At 67.0% G+C, this 17165-nt stretch carries 14 protein-coding genes; 7 read left to right on the top strand and 7 right to left on the bottom strand.

All coding sequences use genetic code 11. The features are described 5' to 3' along the window. Positions 1-28: 28 nt before the first annotated feature. Entirely contained in the window at positions 29-505 is a 477-nt protein-coding gene (gene moaC / locus ACUTR7_RS07520; protein ID WP_192367450.1) for a cyclic pyranopterin monophosphate synthase MoaC, read from the bottom strand. Between the two features lie 152 nt (positions 506-657). On the opposite strand from moaC, the gene ACUTR7_RS07525 reads away from it, so the two are divergent. After that, positions 658-2283 carry a M48 family metalloprotease gene (locus ACUTR7_RS07525; RefSeq protein WP_445608492.1) on the top strand — a complete coding sequence of 542 codons (1626 nt, stop codon included), beginning with the start codon at positions 658-660 and terminating at the stop codon, positions 2281-2283. On the opposite strand, the gene ACUTR7_RS07530 is transcribed toward ACUTR7_RS07525, so the two are convergent. From ACUTR7_RS07530 to ACUTR7_RS07540, 3 genes are all read right to left on the bottom strand, one after another. Further along, a complete protein-coding gene (locus tag ACUTR7_RS07530; protein ID WP_012202791.1) occupies positions 2257-2604 on the bottom strand; it encodes a phage holin family protein in 348 nt (115 codons plus the stop codon). The two genes, ACUTR7_RS07525 and ACUTR7_RS07530, sit on opposite strands and share 27 nt — an antisense overlap. A 151-nt stretch (positions 2605-2755) precedes the next feature. Further along, positions 2756-3214 carry a hypothetical protein gene (locus tag ACUTR7_RS07535; protein ID WP_065347262.1) on the bottom strand — a complete coding sequence of 153 codons (459 nt, stop codon included), beginning with the start codon at positions 3212-3214 and terminating at the stop codon, positions 2756-2758. A 135-nt stretch (positions 3215-3349) separates the two neighbouring features. After that, a complete protein-coding gene (locus ACUTR7_RS07540) occupies positions 3350-4090 on the bottom strand; it encodes a TerC family protein (protein WP_012202789.1) in 741 nt (246 codons plus the stop codon). Between the two features lie 511 nt (positions 4091-4601). Here ACUTR7_RS07540 and ACUTR7_RS07545 point away from each other — a divergent pair. The 3 genes from ACUTR7_RS07545 (at position 4602) to ACUTR7_RS07555 (ending at position 6148) form a co-directional block, all read left to right on the top strand. Continuing rightward, positions 4602-5033 carry a DUF3717 domain-containing protein gene (locus ACUTR7_RS07545; protein ID WP_012202788.1) on the top strand — a complete coding sequence of 144 codons (432 nt, stop codon included), beginning with the start codon at positions 4602-4604 and terminating at the stop codon, positions 5031-5033. Positions 5034-5113: 80 nt separating this feature from the next. Continuing rightward, positions 5114-5293 (top strand): hypothetical protein, encoded by a 180-nt coding sequence (locus tag ACUTR7_RS07550; RefSeq protein WP_013804595.1) that lies wholly within the window; start codon positions 5114-5116, stop codon positions 5291-5293. Positions 5294-5434: 141 nt separating this feature from the next. Then, complete coding sequence (locus ACUTR7_RS07555) at positions 5435-6148, top strand: N-acetyltransferase (protein ID WP_445608493.1); 714 nt, start codon at positions 5435-5437, stop codon at positions 6146-6148. 26 nt (positions 6149-6174) lie between these two features. Here the strand turns inward: ACUTR7_RS07555 and ACUTR7_RS07560 are convergent, their stop codons facing one another. Continuing rightward, the gene (locus ACUTR7_RS07560) at positions 6175-6735 is read right to left on the bottom strand and encodes a YaeQ family protein (RefSeq protein ID WP_012202786.1); all 561 of its coding nucleotides are present in this window, start codon (positions 6733-6735) and stop codon (positions 6175-6177) included. Between the two features lie 104 nt (positions 6736-6839). Further along, a complete protein-coding gene (gene purB, locus ACUTR7_RS07565) occupies positions 6840-8219 on the bottom strand; it encodes an adenylosuccinate lyase (RefSeq protein WP_034389767.1) in 1380 nt (459 codons plus the stop codon). A 115-nt stretch (positions 8220-8334) separates the two neighbouring features. Between purB and ACUTR7_RS07570 the strand changes: the two genes are divergently transcribed. Next, complete coding sequence (locus ACUTR7_RS07570) at positions 8335-8955, top strand: glutathione S-transferase family protein (protein WP_013804599.1); 621 nt, start codon at positions 8335-8337, stop codon at positions 8953-8955. A 374-nt stretch (positions 8956-9329) separates the two neighbouring features. On the opposite strand, the gene glnE is transcribed toward ACUTR7_RS07570, so the two are convergent. After that, the gene (gene glnE / locus ACUTR7_RS07575; protein WP_034389764.1) at positions 9330-12074 is read right to left on the bottom strand and encodes a bifunctional [glutamate--ammonia ligase]-adenylyl-L-tyrosine phosphorylase/[glutamate--ammonia-ligase] adenylyltransferase; all 2745 of its coding nucleotides are present in this window, start codon (positions 12072-12074) and stop codon (positions 9330-9332) included. 133 nt (positions 12075-12207) lie between these two features. Here glnE and ACUTR7_RS07580 point away from each other — a divergent pair, with 133 nt between their 5' ends. Both ACUTR7_RS07580 and ACUTR7_RS07585 read left to right on the top strand, forming a co-directional pair. After that, the gene (locus ACUTR7_RS07580; RefSeq protein WP_445608494.1) at positions 12208-16353 is read left to right on the top strand and encodes a YhdP family protein; all 4146 of its coding nucleotides are present in this window, start codon (positions 12208-12210) and stop codon (positions 16351-16353) included. Further along, a complete protein-coding gene (locus tag ACUTR7_RS07585; protein ID WP_445608495.1) occupies positions 16350-17165 on the top strand; it encodes a carbon-nitrogen hydrolase family protein in 816 nt (271 codons plus the stop codon). Before ACUTR7_RS07580 ends, ACUTR7_RS07585 begins: the two co-directional genes overlap by 4 nt.

A 17165-nucleotide genomic window follows, 5' to 3' on the forward strand; every position in this document is an offset into this window, starting at 1 on the left:
TCTGGTACCGGCAATCGCACGACAGACGCTACTGCGCCACAAAGCTCCCCGTCTTGCCTCCGTGCTTCTCCAGCACCCTGATTCCCTCCATCACCATGCCCTTGTCCACCGCCTTGCACATGTCATAGACCGTGAGCAGGGCCGCCTGCACGGCTGTGAGCGCCTCCATCTCCACCCCGGTCGGACCAACGGTCTCGACGGTGGCAAGACAGCGGACGGACGACGTTTCGGGCAACGGATCAAACTCCACAGCCACCCGCGTCAACGCCAGCGGATGGCACAGCGGTATCAGGTCACTGGTTTTCTTGGCGGCCATGATGCCGGCGATGCGCGCAATGCCCAGTACGTCACCCTTCTTGGCGGTGCCGCTCTGGATGATGGCCAGGGTGGCGGGCTGCATGGTGATGCGGCCTTCGGCGACCGCGATGCGGTGGGTTGCCGGCTTGGCGCCGACGTCGACCATGTGGGCCTGGCCCTGGGCGTCGAAATGGGTGAGGGAAGACATGGCAACTCCAAAAAATGCACTGGCCGGTCTACGGCAGTCCTGACACGCTGGTCAGTCCTGCCATGAACGTTTGGCGAACCGAGGCATCATAGTGGGGTGTTTCACCGCCCCGTGCCTATGCACGGGCCCGGCCCCTTGGTTCTTACCTGCCCATGCGCCCATCACGCCTGAAGACACATATCGCCGTCGGCCTGCAGTTGCTGGCGGCCTCTCTCACCATCGCAACGCATGCCCCCGCACAGGCCCAGTTGCGCCTGCCCACGCTGGGCGACGGCGCGGCCACGACGACCAGTGACGAGCGGCGGTTGGGTGACCGCATCATCCGCTCGCTGTACCGCGATCCGGACTACATCGACGATGCGGTACTGCAGGAGTATGTGGAAGGCATCTGGCAGCATCTGGTCGATGCGGCACGCACGCGTGGCGAGCTGTCGGATGAGCTGGAAGAGCGCTTTGCCTGGGAGATCCTGCTGGGGCGGGACCGATCGGTCAACGCCTTTGCGCTGCCCGGCGGCTATCTGGGGGTGCACCTGGGCCTGATCGGCGTGGTCAGCACGCGCGACGAGCTGGCATCGGTGCTGGCACACGAGCTGAGCCACGTCACCCAGCGCCATATCGCGCGACTCATTGCCCAACAGGGCAAGCAGACGCCGCTGATGATAGGCTCGATGATTCTGGGCGCGCTTGCTGCCAGCCGCAGCCCCGATGCTGCCATGGCCATGATGATGGGTGGCCAGGCGCTGGCCGTGCAGAACCAGCTCAATTTCTCTCGCGACATGGAGCGCGAGGCCGACCGCATGGGCTACGGGCTGATGGCGCCTGCAGGGTTCGCGCCGCAGGGCTTTGTGACCATGTTCGACAAGCTGCAGCAGGCCAACCGCCTGAATGACAACGGCAGCTGGCCCTATCTGCGCAGCCATCCGCTGACCACGGAACGCATGGCCGACATGCATTCGCGCCTGCCGCGTGGCGTTGCGCCTGCGCCAGCACCATCTCTGGAACACGTGATGATGGCCGCACGGGCCCGCGTGCTGTCGCGCCCCGGCGTGGATGTGCTGCGCCAGTGGGCCGAGCAGCCGCGCTCCACCAGCTTTGGCAGCCAAACCCAAACCCAGCAGGTGGCGCAGCTATATGCCGCCACGCTGAGCGCCGTGCAATTGCGTGATTGGGCCGAAGCGCGGGAAATGTCCGGGCGGCTTCAAGTGGCAACCGCCGCAGATGCCGGCGCCCAGCGGCAGGCCAGGCTGCTGCAGGCCGAACTGGAGCTGACGGCCGGCAAGCCCGGCGCCGCGTTGCAGGCGTTGCCACCGCTCTATCTGCCGGCAGCTGCGCCTGCCCAGCCCAATCCCACGGAATCCATCCCCGCCAAGACAACGGAAAGCGGCCCCAGTCTGGCCACCGTCAATGTGGTCGAAAGCCGCGCGGTGCGCCGGCCCGAGCTGCTGATGCGCACCCAGATACTGCTGCGCGAGCAAGGCGCTGCCAGCATGGCGGGCCCGCTGCAGACCTGGGTGACGGACCACCCGCGTGATGCCAGCGCCTGGCAGTTGCTGGCCCAGGTGCAGCGAGCCCAGGGCCAGGAGTTGCGCGCGCTGCGCGCCGAGGCCGAGGCCCAGGTCGCGCACTACGACTACGCGGCGGCAGTGGACCGTTTCAAGGCTGCGCAGGACCTGGCCCGCAAGGGTGGGCCCAAGGTGGATTTCATCGAAGCCTCCATCGTGGACACGCGGCTGCGTGCCGTGGAAGAGCTGCTAAGGGAACAGGCGCGCGAGAAGTGATTCGATGGCCAGGCCCAGCAGCGAGTAGATGAGCGCGCCCAGCATGGCCGCCCAGAAGCCCGCGACGTGAAAGCCGCTGAGCAGGCCCGAGGCTGCCCAGAACATCAGTCCGTTGACCACGAAGAGAAACAGCCCGACCGTCACGATGGTCACGGGCAGCGTCAGCACCACGAGGATGGGGCGCAGCACCGCATTGAGCAGGCCGATGACCAGCGCCGCGATCATGGCCGAGCTGAAGCTGTTGACCTGCACGCCGCCGTAGAGATAGGCCACGACCAGCAGGGCACCGGCGCTGAGCAGCCATTTGATCAGGATTTTCATGCGGGCAGCATAGCAGCAGCCGGCAGATCCAGGTTGAGGCCGCGCACTGGAAACCGTGGACGGGAGAACCCCATGAAAAACGGCATCCCGTTTCCGGGATGCCGTCCTGAAAGTGATCGCCTGACCAGAGCGGCCAGGCAGATGCCAGCCTTTAGATCATCGCTTCCTCGAACACCAGGCCCATCAGCGCGCCGATGGCCGCCAGCGTTCCCGGAAGATTCCAGCGCCGGCCCAGCGGGGCGGCAGGCGCCACGGCGGGAGCCGTAGCTTCCTGCTTGGGGCGGCGTGCATCGACGATCTGGGCCGTGCCGTGCTCCTGCTGGAGCTGGGCCACCAGTTCGGCCAGCGGGCCCTTGGCCAGCACTGGCGTGATCCTGCCAGCGCTGTCACCGAACACCGGCAGCAATTGGGCGAACAGCTTGTCCGCCCACTTGCCGCGCCAGCTTTCGCGCGCGCTGTGGCTCACCCATTTGCTGACCCGGTGGGTAATGCGCGGCGCGCAGGCCACCAGCAGCCAGTGCGAGGACTGTGCCTGCGGCGAGGCGGCCAGGGCCTGTACCAGAGGCAGAGCGTAGGAAGCGTCATCCACGTAGACGATGATGGGGTTCAAAGCAAGTCCTTGTCGAACTGGGTTTGCGGGAGTGGGAGAGGCAGGCGGCCGGGGCCGCCCTTGCCATGGATTGTCGCGAATCGGCGCGGGCGGCCCATCGGGCCAACCCGGCGCCCACCTCAACTTTTCAGCGGATCAGGCTCCGTGGGCACCGGCCTTGGGAGCAGGACGGCGCGAAGCGATGTACTTGCCCAGTGCCAGCACCAGCAGGGCTCCGAACACGCTGGCACCGTACTTGAGCATGTCGGTCTGGGGCAACTTGACCATCCAGTCCCACTTCTCCGTATTGGCGAAGACGGGGTCGGTGACCAGCATGCCGCCGGCAATCCAGCCCAGCAGCATGCCGCCGGCCACGATGATGATGGGGAAGCGCTCCATCAGCTTGATCACGAGCTGCGAGCCCCAGACGATGATGGGGATGGAGATCAACAGGCCCAGCACGACCAGCAGCATCTGGTGCTCGCCCGAGCTCTGGGCGGCGCCGGCAATGGCGATCACGTTGTCCACGCTCATCACCAAGTCGGCAACGATGATGGTCTTGATGGCAGCCAGCAGCTTGTCGCTGCCCTGGATGTTGTCGTGGCCGTCTTCATCAGGGGCAATCAGCTTGATGCCGATCCACACCAGCAGCAGTGCGCCGACGAACTTCAGGAAGGGCAGCGCCAGCAATGTCATCGCGAAGGCGATCAGGATGACGCGCAGGATGATGGCACCCGCCGTGCCCCAGATGATGCCCTTCTTGCGTTGCTCGGGCGGCAGCTTGCGGCAGGCCAGCGCGATCACGACCGCGTTGTCGCCGCCCAGCAGGATGTCGATGATGATGATTTGGCCCAGGGCCACCCAGAACGGGGCGTGAGTCAGAAAGTCCAAGTCCATAAGGTCCTCGCTGTTGAGTAAGGCCGGCGAGAACTCCTCCCTCCTGGAGAAACACCCACCGGCACAGAAAGACCGATGCAACGCCGCAGCGCCTACCCGGGCAAGGACATGCCTGGCTCAGGGGAGAACACATTGATCGACCGTCATCAGGTCCATCAAAGGTCTTGCTCGGCTGCGGTATACACCGCAACCCGGAAGGCCGGAAGCTTGCGCTTCGTATTGACGACCATTCCGATGCCGGCACCGTGGCTTTGCAAAAACCACCTCCGCCGGCAGAGAGCTACTCCCCTTCGAACCTGTGGATTGCAACACAAAGCCGCCACGGCACGCAAGTGAAAAAACCCTTCATTTCCACGGAAAGCACAAGTCGCGCATCCCCCAGACCATTTATCTGCCTACCTCAAATGCTTCACTATCCATAGCAACCCTTGAACCAACGGAGTGTTGCAGCCATGCCCGGCCATGCGCGGGCAGGCGTCTTATCATCGCTGTCCCTTGCCCCTGACCGTCCATGACCGCACTGCACATCACCGACATCGAAGCCGCCATCAACTACTGGCGCGAGCGCCATCCGTCCCCGGACGGCGTGCTGCTGCAGCCCGAAGTACGAGCCCTGGCCGAGGTGTACGCGCTGATGATCTTCTGGCATGAGAGCGAAGTACAGGTTGAGGGCTTTCCCTCGCACGCCATGGCGGCCTGGCTGGCCTGGTACGACACCACGCCCGATACGCCCTGCATCGCCATCTGCTCCACCAGCCAGGGCGACGAAAGATGCAAGGGCTGCGGCCGCAGCTTTGACGAAGTGCAGCTGTGGACCGCGATGGAGCCGGCACAAAAGCGGATGGTCTGGCGCAGGATCACGGCAGAGGGCGACTCCTGGCGTTTCACCCGCTATGCAGAGCGTGCGGCCGAGCGCACGGACACATCGCGTGACTCTGGCTGATTGCTGGTTGATTGCCGGCTGATCTGCCGGATACCGCACCGGACCAGTGCGATGTTGCAGACGGCCTAACATCGGCCGCCATGCTGCAGACCGCCGCTTACCGCCACAGCCACCTCCGCCTTTGCTTGCGCCTCACGGCACGTGATGCGGGCGAGACGCGCGTGCCGGCCGGCAAGGCCTGGCCCGCCACGGCCACGCGCCTGCGCGAGCGTGACGCAGCACGGCTGAACATCGGCCCCCGACAGGCCGCACGGTCTTGATGCGCTGCCCTGCGCGGAACCGGGCAGCGTCGCTTCACTGAATCCGCTCTTCTTGCGCCGCCTTCACCCTGAAGCCTGAAGGCGGTTGGATTTTCACGCGTCTGCCCGGCCACAAGGCCAGCCGACGAAGCGAGCCCTGCCGTGACCTGTCTAGCCCTTGCCCCAGCCGGGCACTCTTTTGCCGCCCCCTCTTTTTCCACGCTCTTGCGCCATCTGCGCCATCTGAGCGATACCTTGGCGCATCGCGCCCTGCCCCGCTGCGCGCCACGCCACGTCACCGAACTGCGCATCGACGTGATGCAGCCGCTGGTGGAGGGCGAGCTCGAAGCCATTCACGAGCGCCTGTACCAGCCCGGCAACAAGCTCCATGGCCTGGAGCGCCGCCCGTTGCACGACCCGCAGTTCCAGCTGCACTGGCGTGAAGCCGACGGCGAATGGTTTGCCTACGTGGAGGACATGGAGCGGCGCTGCCTGGCCGGCTACACGGTGTTCAATCGCCTGGTCGAGGTGGACAAGCGCACCGACCGGCGCGTGCGCTCGCCGCATTCGCGCTTTGCGCCGCATTACCAGCGGCGCGGCATTGCCAGCGCCGTGTATCGCAGCGTGCTGGACAAAGGCACCTGCCTGGTCAGCGGCGCACGCCAGTCGCCGGGCGCCCACGGCCTGTGGAACCATCTGGCGCGAAGCTATGACGGCCGATATGTGGGAATTGCGGACAGCAAGTCGCTCATCCATCTGGGCCGCAATGTGCCGGACGATGTCATGGACCGCCTGTCCACGCGCCGCATGCTGCTGGGCGCGGGCTGGACCGTGGAGTCCTTCGCCCAGGCCGTCCGGATGCAGTTGCCGGGTTGAGACAGGGACCTTGAGCGGGAGCCCGTTTACTTCCAGCGCAGCGGCTCGATGAAGACCGTGCCCAGGTTGCTGCTGAGCGTCAGCGCGCCTTCCTGGATGGTGGCCTGCAGCTGCATGCTGCGCTCGGCCAGCTCCGCCAGGGATTGGGATGTTTCGGAGGGAATGCGCCAGACCTGCAGCTTGTTCAGCCGCGCCAGCTTGCCCTCCAGGCCCTTCCACCAGACCTCGGCCGCATGGTGGAAGGCGTAGAGCACCACCGCATCGGATTTGTTGCAGGCCTTGGCGATGGGCTTTTCCTCGGGCTGGCCGACCTCGATCCACAGGCGCTTGGCGCCCGTGAAGTCGGTCAGCGAGACATCGGGGTCTTCGGGATCGGACAGGCCTGCGCCAAACGCCAGCGTGCCGTCGCCCTTGCACATGTCATTGAGCTGGTGTGCATTGAGGGCCAGGGCCACCAGGCGCACCATCATGCGTTCGTCCGTCTCGCTGGGATGGCGCGCCAGGGTCAGCGCATGGTCGGCGTAGTAGCCGTGGTCGATGTCGGCGATGGACAGGTTCGCCTTGAAGATGGTGGATTTGAGGGCCATGAGACAGAACCTATCAAAAACAAGAGCTGCCGCAGCAAGTCTGTGCTTGCATCGGCAGCCCTGAATGGTTGAAGCGCGCCCTTCATGGCGCGGCAAAGGATGGATTAGACGCGGCGGGCCAGCTCGGCCGCCTTGCCCACATAGGAGGCAGGCGTCATGGCCAGCAGGCGGTCCTTGTCGGCCTGGGGGATTTCCAGGCCGTTGATCAGGCGGTGCAGGTCTTCGGCCTGCACGGTCTTGCCGCGCGTGACTTCCTTGAGCTTTTCGTAGGCGCCCTGCACGCCGTAGCGGCGCATGACGGTCTGGATGGGCTCGGCCAGGACTTCCCAGGCGTGGTCCAGGTCTTCCTGCAGGCGCTCTTCGTTGAGTTCGAGCTTGTTCAGGCCCGTCATCAGCGAGCTGTAAGCCAGCGTGGCATAGCCCATAGCCACGCCGATGTTGCGCAGCACGGTGGAGTCGGTCAGGTCGCGCTGCCAGCGCGAGATGGGCAGCTTTTCGGCCAGGTGCTTGAGCAGGGCGTTGGCCAAGCCCAGATTGCCTTCGGCATTCTCGAAGTCGATGGGGTTGACCTTGTGCGGCATGGTGGACGAGCCGATCTCGCCGGCCTTCAGGCGCTGCTTGAAGTAGCCCAGGGACACATAGCCCCAGACATCGCGCGAGAAGTCGATGAGGATGGTGTTGGCGCGCGCGATGGCGTCGAACAGCTCGGCCATGTAGTCATGCGGCTCGATCTGGATCGAGTAGGGCTGGAAGCTCAGGCCCAGGCCCTGGGGCTCGGGCGACTCGATCACCTTCTTGCTGAAGGCTTCCCAGTCGAACTCGGGCCAGGCCGACAGATGGGCGTTGTAGTTGCCGACGGCGCCATTCATCTTGGCCAGGAGCTTGACCTCGGCGATGCGGGCAGAGGCCTTTTCCAGACGCACCAGCACGTTGGCGATTTCCTTGCCCACGGTGGTGGGGCTGGCGGTCTGGCCGTGCGTGCGGCTGAGCATGGGCACGGCCGCGTAGGCGTGGGCCATCTCGCGCAGCTTGGCGGTGATGCCCGTCAAGGCCGGCAGCAGCACGCTGTCACGACCGGCGCGCAGTTGCAGCGCATGGCTGGTGTTGTTGATGTCTTCGCTGGTGCAGGCGAAATGCACGAATTCGGCGGCCTTGAGCAGCTCGGGACGGCCGTCGAACTTGCCCTTGATCCAGTACTCCACGGCCTTGACGTCGTGGTTGGTGGTCTTTTCGATGTCCTTGATGGCCACGGCATCGGCCTCGGAGAAGTTCTTCACCAGATCCTGCAGATAGACGCGGGCGCCTTCGGTCAGGGGCTTGAACTCGGCAAAGCCGGCGTCCGACAGGGCGATGAACCAGGTCACCTCCACCTGCACGCGGCGGTGCATGTATCCCATCTCGCTCATGATCGGGCGCAGAGGAGACAGTTTGGCGGCGTAGCGGCCGTCGAGCGGGGACAGGGCGGAGATGTGCGGCAGATTCATGGGCCGTGATTGTAGGTGCGCGCGGCAAAAACGGGGGCTGTAGGGGGAGATCGCCGGGCAGCGCATAGAATCGGCTGCCCGCCCATGGGCCGCCTCTTCGCCACGGAAAACAGCCATGAAACTGATAGGTTCCTCCACCAGCGCCTACGTACGCAAGGTACGCGTCGTACTGGCCGAGAAAAGGCTCGACTATCAGTTCGTCGAGGAAAACCCCTGGAGCCGCGAGCTGTCTCCCGGCACCGGCAACCCGCTGGGCAAGGTGCCACGCCTGGTCATGGACGGCAGCGATGCCATGTTCGACTCGCGCGTGATCGTCGAATATCTGGACACACTTTCCCCGGTAGGCAAGCTGATCCCCGGCACAGGCCGCGAGCGTGCCGAGATCAAGACCTGGGAAGCCCTGGCCGATGGCGTGCTGGACGCCGGAGCTCTGGCCCGCCTCGAAGCCACCTGGGATGGTCGCAGCGAGGAGCAGCGTTGCCAGGCCTGGATAGACCGCCAGCTGGCCAAGGTGCGCGCCGCACTGAACGTGATGTCCCAGGGCCTGGGCGACAAGCCCTATTGCTGCGGCATCCACTTCACCCTGGCCGACGTGTGCGTGGGCTGTGCCCTGGGCTGGCTGGACTTTCGCTTTCCCGAACTGGACTGGCGCGCCGACCACCCCAATCTGGCCACCTTGCAGGCCAAGCTGGCGGAACGCGCCAGCTTTGCGGCCACACGCCCGCCCCAGCCCTGAAAACGGGTCACCCCCGCAACGACAACTGCAACTGCAGCGGCAACAAAAAAGGCCACCCGATGGGTGGCCTTTTTGCTGGCATAAAAAAGTTGCGAAGCATCCCGAAACGAATAAAGAGAGGGAGGGAGGAGAAGCGCTTCGGGCGGAACAGTTCAGGACTGTGGCCCCAGAGGCTTCGCAACGTGAAATTCGGTCTGGATACCCTCTCTCGTCAACCTGTCCAATAGATGAGCTACTTTTGCAGAAGTTCCAGGGGTCGGGGGCGGGAAAAATGTAACATTTTGACGAGGAGCGTCATTCTGCTGTAGGCCGTGTTCGATGGATGCTGACGGGACGGCGTCGGCCAGGGCCGACCACCTTCCCTCCCCGCATCCTCACACCAGAGCGGCCCCCGTGAAAACCGCTTCCCACAGGGCCTTGACCGGCGCACTGAGCGGCTCGGCCTGGCCCGGCACCAGTTGGGCCGTTCGCTCGTCCAGCCGCGCCACGTGCTGCAGGCGGCGCAGTTCACGGTAGGCCCGGGCTGCCTGCTGGCCCACGCCTGCAGGCAGCAGGCCCGCCTCTTCCGCACGCTGCAGCAGCGCGATGTTGCCAAGATTGGCCATCAGCCCCGGATGCAGGGCCGATTGCGAGAGAACCAGGTACTGGACGGCGAACTCCACATCGACCATGCCGCCGGGGCTGTGCTTGACGTCGAAGAGGCCGCCGCGCACCGGATGCGCGCTGCGCACGCGTTCGCGCATGGCCACGATCTCGTCGCGCAGGGCCGCGGCGTCGCGCGGCGCGGTGATCACGGCCTCGCGCACGGCGTCGAAGCGGGCCTGCAGATCGTCGCTGCCCAGCACGAAGCGCGCCCGCGTCATGGCCTGGTGCTCCCAGGTCCATGCCGTGTTGCTGCCGCGCTGCTGCTGGTAGTTGGCATAGGAGGCAAAGCTGGTCACCAGCAGGCCGGAGTTGCCGTTGGGGCGCAGCGCGGTGTCGATCTCGAACAGATCGCCCTCGCCCGTCTTGACGGCCAGCCAGTTGATGAGCTTGCGCACAAAGGCGGCATAGATCTCGGAGGCGTGCTCGTCGTCGTCATCGAAGACGAAGACGATGTCCAGGTCGCTGCCGTAGCCCAGCTCCTTGCCGCCGAGCTTGCCGTAGCCAATGATGGCGAACTGCGGCGACTCGCGGTGGCGGTTCTTGAGCCGGCTCCAGCACCAGCTGGCCGTCACACGCAGCACGCAGTCGGCCAGCGCACTGAGGTCGTCCGCCACCTGCTCGACCGTGATGCGGCCCTCGATATCACGCGCCAGCGTGCGGAAGACCTCGGCATGGTGGGCGCGGCGCAGCAGGTTCAGCAGGGTTTCGTCGTCGTCCTCGCCCGTGGTCTGCAGCGCGGCCAGGCGCAGGGCCAGCTCATGCTCGAAATCCATGGGAGAGAAGCGCTCGCCCAGCATGGCGTCGTTGGCCAGCTCGTCGATCACGCCCGGGTGCTGCTGCAGATAGCGCGCGGGCCAGCGCGCCGCGCCCAGCAGGTCCAGCAGCCGCTCGTGCACGGCAGGGCGCTCCAGCAGCAGGGCCAGATAGCTTTCGCGGCGCAGCAGCGGCTCCAGCCAGTTCAGAAAGCGCACTGCGGCGTCTTCAGGCACGCTGCGCTCGGCCACCCATTGCGCCGTGCGCTGCACAAGGCGGAACAGCCGGCTGCGCGCCTCGTCGCGCAGGTTGGCGATGCGGGCGTTGCCGCGCCAGTCGGCCACGTGGGCGGCCAGGGCGGGTGGCAGCTGCTCCATGAGTCCATCGATCTCGCGCGGCGTTCCTCCCTGGGCAGGGCTGCGGGCGCCGTTGCAGCGGCCCGCGCTGCATTGCGGGGGAGCCGAGCCGCCGAGCAGGGTGTCGAACTCCTCGGCCACCTTTTCGCGGTGGGCGTCGAACTGGTGCAGGAAGGCGCAGGTATCGGCAAAGCCCATGGTGCGCGCAATCCATTCGAGGTCGTCATCGCGCGTGGGCAGCACATGGGTCTGCTGGTCGTCCAGGTACTGGATGCGGTGCTCGACACGGCGCAAAAAGGTATAGGCCGCGCCCAGGGCATCGGCCACTTCCTGGCTCATGAGGCCGGCGCGCGCCAGGCGCCCCAGCGCCTCCAGCGTGGGGCGGCAGCGCAGCTCGGGGAACTGGCCGCCACGCACCACCTGCAGCAATTGCACGGTGAATTCGATCTCGCGGATACCGCCGCGCGAGAGCTTGACGTCATTGGAGCGGCCGGGATGGCCTGCGCTGCGCCGCGCCGCATGCTCGCGGATCTGGCGGTGCAGCGAACGCAGCGCATCGAAGACCGCGTAATCCAGATAGCGGCGAAAGACGAAAGGCAGGACCACGGCGCGCAGCGCCTGCACCTGCGTGGAGCGCACGCTGTCCATGGGCGCAACCACCCGGCTCTTGAGCCAGGCGAAGCGCTCCCACTCGCGGCCATGGGTCTGCAGATACTCTTCCAGCGAGGCCAGCGAGACAGCCGACGGCCCCGAGTTGCCGTTGGGCCGCAGCGCCAGGTCCACGCGGAACACGAATCCGTGCTCGGTGGTGTCGCCGATCAGGCCATAGATGCCCTTGACAACGCGTGCGAAGTACTCATGGTTGGAGAGAACGCCGCGCCCGTCAGGCAGGCCGGCCGTGTCGCCGTCCTGCTCGTAGACGTAGATCAGGTCGATGTCGCTGGAGACATTGAGCTCGCGCGCGCCCAGCTTGCCCATGCCGATGATCCACAGCTGCACGGGCCGGCCCTCGGGGCCTTGCGGTGCGCCATGGCGCGCATCGAGTTCGGCGCGCACCTGGATGCAGGCGCGCTCCAGCGCCAGCTCGGCCAGCTCGGTCACGGCCCGCGTGACCACGGCCAGCGGCGCCTGCTGCTCGCAGTCGAGCACCATGGTGCGTTCCATGACCAGCTGGCGCAGCACGCGCAGCGCGGCCGACAGGTCCAGCCCGCGCTCCAGCAGCGCCGACAGGGCCTGCTCCATGGAGGCGCGCTCGGGCGGGCCCGGCGGCAACAGGCTCAACTCGTCGCCATAGCGACGATGCAGCCGTTGGTGGAAACGGGAATAGGCGGCCTGTGCGGGGACATTCAAGGCCGTGTCTGCCATTGCGTGCTCTGAGGATTGCATACGGAACGCGAAAGAAGCGGCCACTCACGCGCAGAGGGATCGCAGCAACCCTTGGTTACCGTCCGGCCCCTGAGGGTGCCGGTCATAATTCCCGTCATAGCTGATGCCGCCGATGATCGAACCGAAACCGCACCCCACACGCCTGACCCGTTGGATGGCCGGCCTTGCGCGGTGGTCACTGGGGCTGGTCCTGGCCTTCTGGCTGGTCCTGGGCTCCGTGTGGGGGGTGCTCCATGGCTGGATTGTGCCGCGAATCGGCGAATGGCGTCCTCAGCTGGAATCCCTGGCCTCACGCACGCTGGGCCTACCCGTGCGCATAGGCAGCATCACGGCCCGCAGCGAGGGACTGGTCCCCCGGTTCGAGCTGGGCGACGTGGTGGTCGAAGACCCAGAACACTCCGCGAACGCCCTGCGCCTGCCCAGCGTGGTGGTGGCCGTTTCGGCCCGCTCGCTGATGCGCCTGGGCGTGGAGCAGATCTATATCGACCGCCCCGAACTCGTGGTCCGCCGCGCGGCCGATGGCCGTGTCTTCGTGGCCGGCATCGAGATCAGCCCTTCATCGGGCGGGGACAATGCCGCCGCCGACTGGCTGTTTTCCCAGACCGAGCTGGCCCTGCGCGGCGGCAGCCTGCTGTGGGTGGACGAGCTGCGCCAGGCACCGCCGCTGGCCTTGCGCGATGTGGATCTGGTGCTGCGCAACAAGGGCTGGAGCCACGGAATGCGCCTGGACGCCACGCCGCCCGAAGGCTGGGGCGAGCGCTTCATGCTCGCCGGCCTGTTCCGCGAGCCGCTGCTGTCCACGCACGAGGGCAACTGGCAGCGCTGGAGCGGACAGGCCCATGCGATGTTCACGCAGATAGACCTGTCCCGGCTCGGGCAGTACATGGACACGTCCGACCTGCGCCTGCAGCAGGGCCGGGGCGCACTGCGCGCCTGGATCGACCTGCGCCAGGGCCAGCCCGTGGGTGCCATGGCCGATGTGGCGGTGAATGCCCTGCAACTGCAGTGGCGCGAGAACCTGGAGCCGCTGCAACTGCAGGCGCTGACGGGCCGGCTGAGCGTGCAGCACCAGGACGGCTGGCGCTTCGCCGCGCAGAACCTGGAGTTCTCCACGGGTGACGGCCTGCACTGGCCTGCCGGCAACCTGCGCGCGCGCTACAACCCTGCGGGCGCCAGCACGCAGGGGGCGCTGGGCGAGCAGGGCGAGTTCCAGGCCGATGGCATTGACCTGGCCATCCTTGCCCAGTTGGGCCAGCGCCTGCCGCTGCCCGAGCAGCTGCAGCGCCATCTGGCCGACATGGCCCCGGCCGGCCAACTGCGCCAGTTCCAGACAAGCTGGCGCGGCCCGCTGCAGGCTGTGCAGCAGTACAAGGCCAGCGGCGAGCTGCAGCAGCTGTCGATCGACGGCGTGGCATCGTCCGAAGGCCCCACGAAGCCGGGCATGCCCGGCATCAAGGGCCTGAACGCACGCTTCTCGCTGGACCAGGACGGCGGACAGGCTCAGCTGGAGATGGAGGGCACGGGGCAGCAGCCGGCTGCGCTGTCCTTTCCTGGCGTCTTCGAGGAACCCGAGATCCCGCTGCACCGCCTGCAGGCCAGCCTGCGCTGGCAGTTGCGCGGACAGGCCATCAGCGTGCAGGTGCCCAACCTGCGCTTTGCCAACGATGACACCGAGGGCGAGGCCCGCGCGCAGTGGCACACCGGCGACGGCAGCGACAAGCACCCGCGCTTTCCGGGCGTGCTGGACCTGCAGGGCCAGTTGCGCAACGCAGACGGCACGCGCGTGCACCGCTACCTGCCGCTGGAAATCCCCGCCGATGCGCGCCACTACGTGCGAGAGGCCATCCACGCCGGGCGCGCAAGCACGGTGAACTTCAAGGTGCGCGGCCACCTGGACCACGTGCCGGCAGAAAAGCCCAGCCAGGGCGAGTTCCATATCGCTGCCAAGCTGCATGACGTGCACTATGAATATGTGCCGCCCCATCTGCTCACGCATGGCGAGGCGCCCTGGCCGGCCCTGGTCGATCTGTCGGGCGAGCTGGTCTTCGACCGCTCGTCGATGGCCGTGCGCAATGCACGCGGCGAGTTCGCGGGCTACCCGCAGCTGCAGATGCGCGACATCCAGGCCAGCATTCCCAACCTGGGCCACACCGAGGTGGCCGTGACCGCCAAGGGCCAGGGCCCGCTGGCCGACATGCTGGGCGTGGTCAAGACCTCGGCCCTGTCGGCACTGACCGGGCACGTGCTGGACGGCAGCGAGGCCACGGGCGCCGCGCAACTGGCCCTGCAGCTGCAATTGCCCATCGACCATCTGGACCGCAGCAAGGTGTCCGGGCAGGTCACGCTGGCGGGCAACTCACTGCAGCTCGATGATCAGACGCCCCATCTGAGCCAGCTGCGCGGGGCCGTCAAGTTCTCAGAAACCGGCTTCTCGCTGGCCGGCCTTCAGGCGCGCGCGCTGGGCGGTGAGCTGCGCGCCGATGGCGGCATGCAGGCGCTGGCGCGCAATGCGCCGGCCACCGAATCGTCCGTCAAGGTGCGCGTGCAGGGCACGGCCACGGCACAGGGGCTGCGCGAAGCCAGGGAACTGGGCTGGGTGGCCGACCTGGCCCGCCATGCCGAGGGCCAGTCGCCCTATTCGCTGCTGCTGAAGGTGCGGCGCGGTACACCCGAAATCCAGGTCCAGTCCAGCATGCAAGGCATGCGCATCAACCTGCCCGCCCCGCTGGGCAAGGCGGCGGAGTCCATCCAGCCATTGAACGTGAGCCACCAGCTCGCACCCGCCAGCTTCACCTCGCCCGATGCCCCGCTGCGCGACCAGATCAGCGTGCAACTGGGCGATACGGGCTCGGTGTTCTATGAGCGCGACATCAGTGGCAAGCACAGCCGTGTGCTGCACGGCAGCATCCTCATCGGCCAGGAAGCGGGCACGGCTTCCACTTCGGGCCAGGGCGTGCAGGCCCACGTGCAGCTGCCGCTCTTCAATCTCGACGACTGGCTGGCACTGGCGCCGCAGTCCAGCGGCGCCAAGCCGGAGCCCGCCGATGCCGCGGACCCGGCGCGCGAATACCTCCCCGACCGGCTGACCCTGCGCGTCAAGCAGCTGCAGGCCAAGGGGCGGCAGTTGCACGACGTAGTGGCGGGGATATCGCGCGATGGCGGCTCGTGGCACAGCAACCTCGCCTCCCAGGAGCTTGACGGCTACGTGGGCTTTCGCGAAGGCACGGATGCCCAGCCCGAAGGGCAGCTGGTGGCCCGGCTGTCGCGCCTGACGGTGCCCGAGGCCAAATCCGACCGCGTGGACGCCCTGTTCAGCGAGGGGCCGCGCCAGCTGCCGGCCCTGCAGATCGTGGTGGACGACATGCACCTGTCAGGCCACGCCCTGGGCCGCCTGGAAGTGGAGGCCCGCAACCGCCCCGTTCCCGGCGATGCGGCGGCGCGCGAATGGCAGTTGTCACGCTTCAACATCGCCACGCCCGAGGCCACACTGACGGCCAGCGGCCAGTGGCGCCTGCCCCAGGGCCAGTCCGAGCACCCGGGGCGCAGCCAGTTGCAGTTCCAGCTGGACCTGCGCGACGTGGGCAAGCTGCTCACGCGCTTCGATATGCCCGGCGTGGTGGGCAACGGCAAGGGCGTGCTGCAGGGATCGGCGGGCTGGACGGGCTCGCCCATCACGCCCGACTTCCGCAGCCTCTCTGGCTCCATGCACCTGGATGTGCAGACCGGCCAGTTCCTCAAGGCCGAACCGGGCCTGGCCAAGCTGCTGAGCGTGCTCAGCCTGCAGGCGCTGCCCCGCCGGCTGACGCTGGACTTCCGCGATGTGTTCAGCAACGGCTTCGCCTTCGACTTCATGCGCGGCGACGTGCAGATCACCGACGGCGTGGCGCGCACCAACAACATGCAGATGAAGGGCGTCAACGCCGCCGTGCTGATGGAGGGCACGGCCGACCTGGTCCAGGAGACGCAGAATCTGCATGTGGTGGTGGTGCCCGAGATCAATGCCATGACGGCCTCCCTGGTGGCCACGGCCATCAACCCCGTGGTCGGCCTGGGCAGCTTCCTGGCGCAGGTGCTGCTGCGCGGCCCGCTGATCGCGGCGGCCACCAAGGAATTCCGCATCGACGGCAGCTGGGACGAGCCCCAGGTCACGGCCCTGCCGCGACGCCGGGCCACGACACCCTCCGATCCTGCCGCCAACAACCCCGCCAGCACGCCCTCCGGCGCCACCGAGCCCGCTTCTTCAGGAGAGAACCCATGAAAATCGCAGCCCTGCAAATGGTGTCGGAACCCGATGTGCGCGCCAACCTCGACCAGGCGCTGGCACTGCTGCGCCAGGCGCGCGACCAGGGGGCCGAACTCGCGGCCCTGCCCGAGTATTTCTGCGCCATGGGCCTGCGCGACACCGACAAACTGGCCTACCGCGAGAGCTTCGGCCCAGGCCCCATCCAGGACTTCCTGCGCCGCGCAGCACGCGAGCTGCAGCTGTGGATCGTGGGCGGCACCCTGCCCCTGGTGGCCGATGACGATGCCCACGTGCTCAACAGCTCCCTGGTGTTCTCGCCCCAGGGCGAATGCGTGGCGCGCTACGACAAGATCCACCTGTTCCACTACGACAACGGACGCGAGCGCTACACGGAAGCCGCCGTGGTCCAGGCGGGCCACACGCCCGTGACCTGCGACATCACCTCGCGCGAGGGCGAGACCTGGCGCCTGGGTCTGAGCGTGTGCTACGACCTGCGTTTTCCCGAGCTGTACCGTCGCCTTGCCGAGCAGGGCGCCGACCTGCTGCTGGTGCCCGCCGCCTTCACCCACATCACGGGTCTGGCGCATTGGGAAGTGCTGCTGCGCGCCCGCGCCATCGAAAACCAGGCCTACCTGCTGGCACCCGCCCAGGGCGGCCACCATGAAAACGGCCGCCGTACCTGGGGCCACAGCCTGCTGGCCGATCCCTGGGGCATGGTGCTGGCACAGCAGGCCGAGGGCGCCGGCGTGGTGCTGGGCGAGATCAAGCGCGAGCGCCTGGCGCATGTGCGCCGCCAGCTGCCGGCCCTGGAGCACCGCGTCCTGTGA

It is taken from the genome of Delftia sp. NA_296.1, from assembly GCF_052692095.1.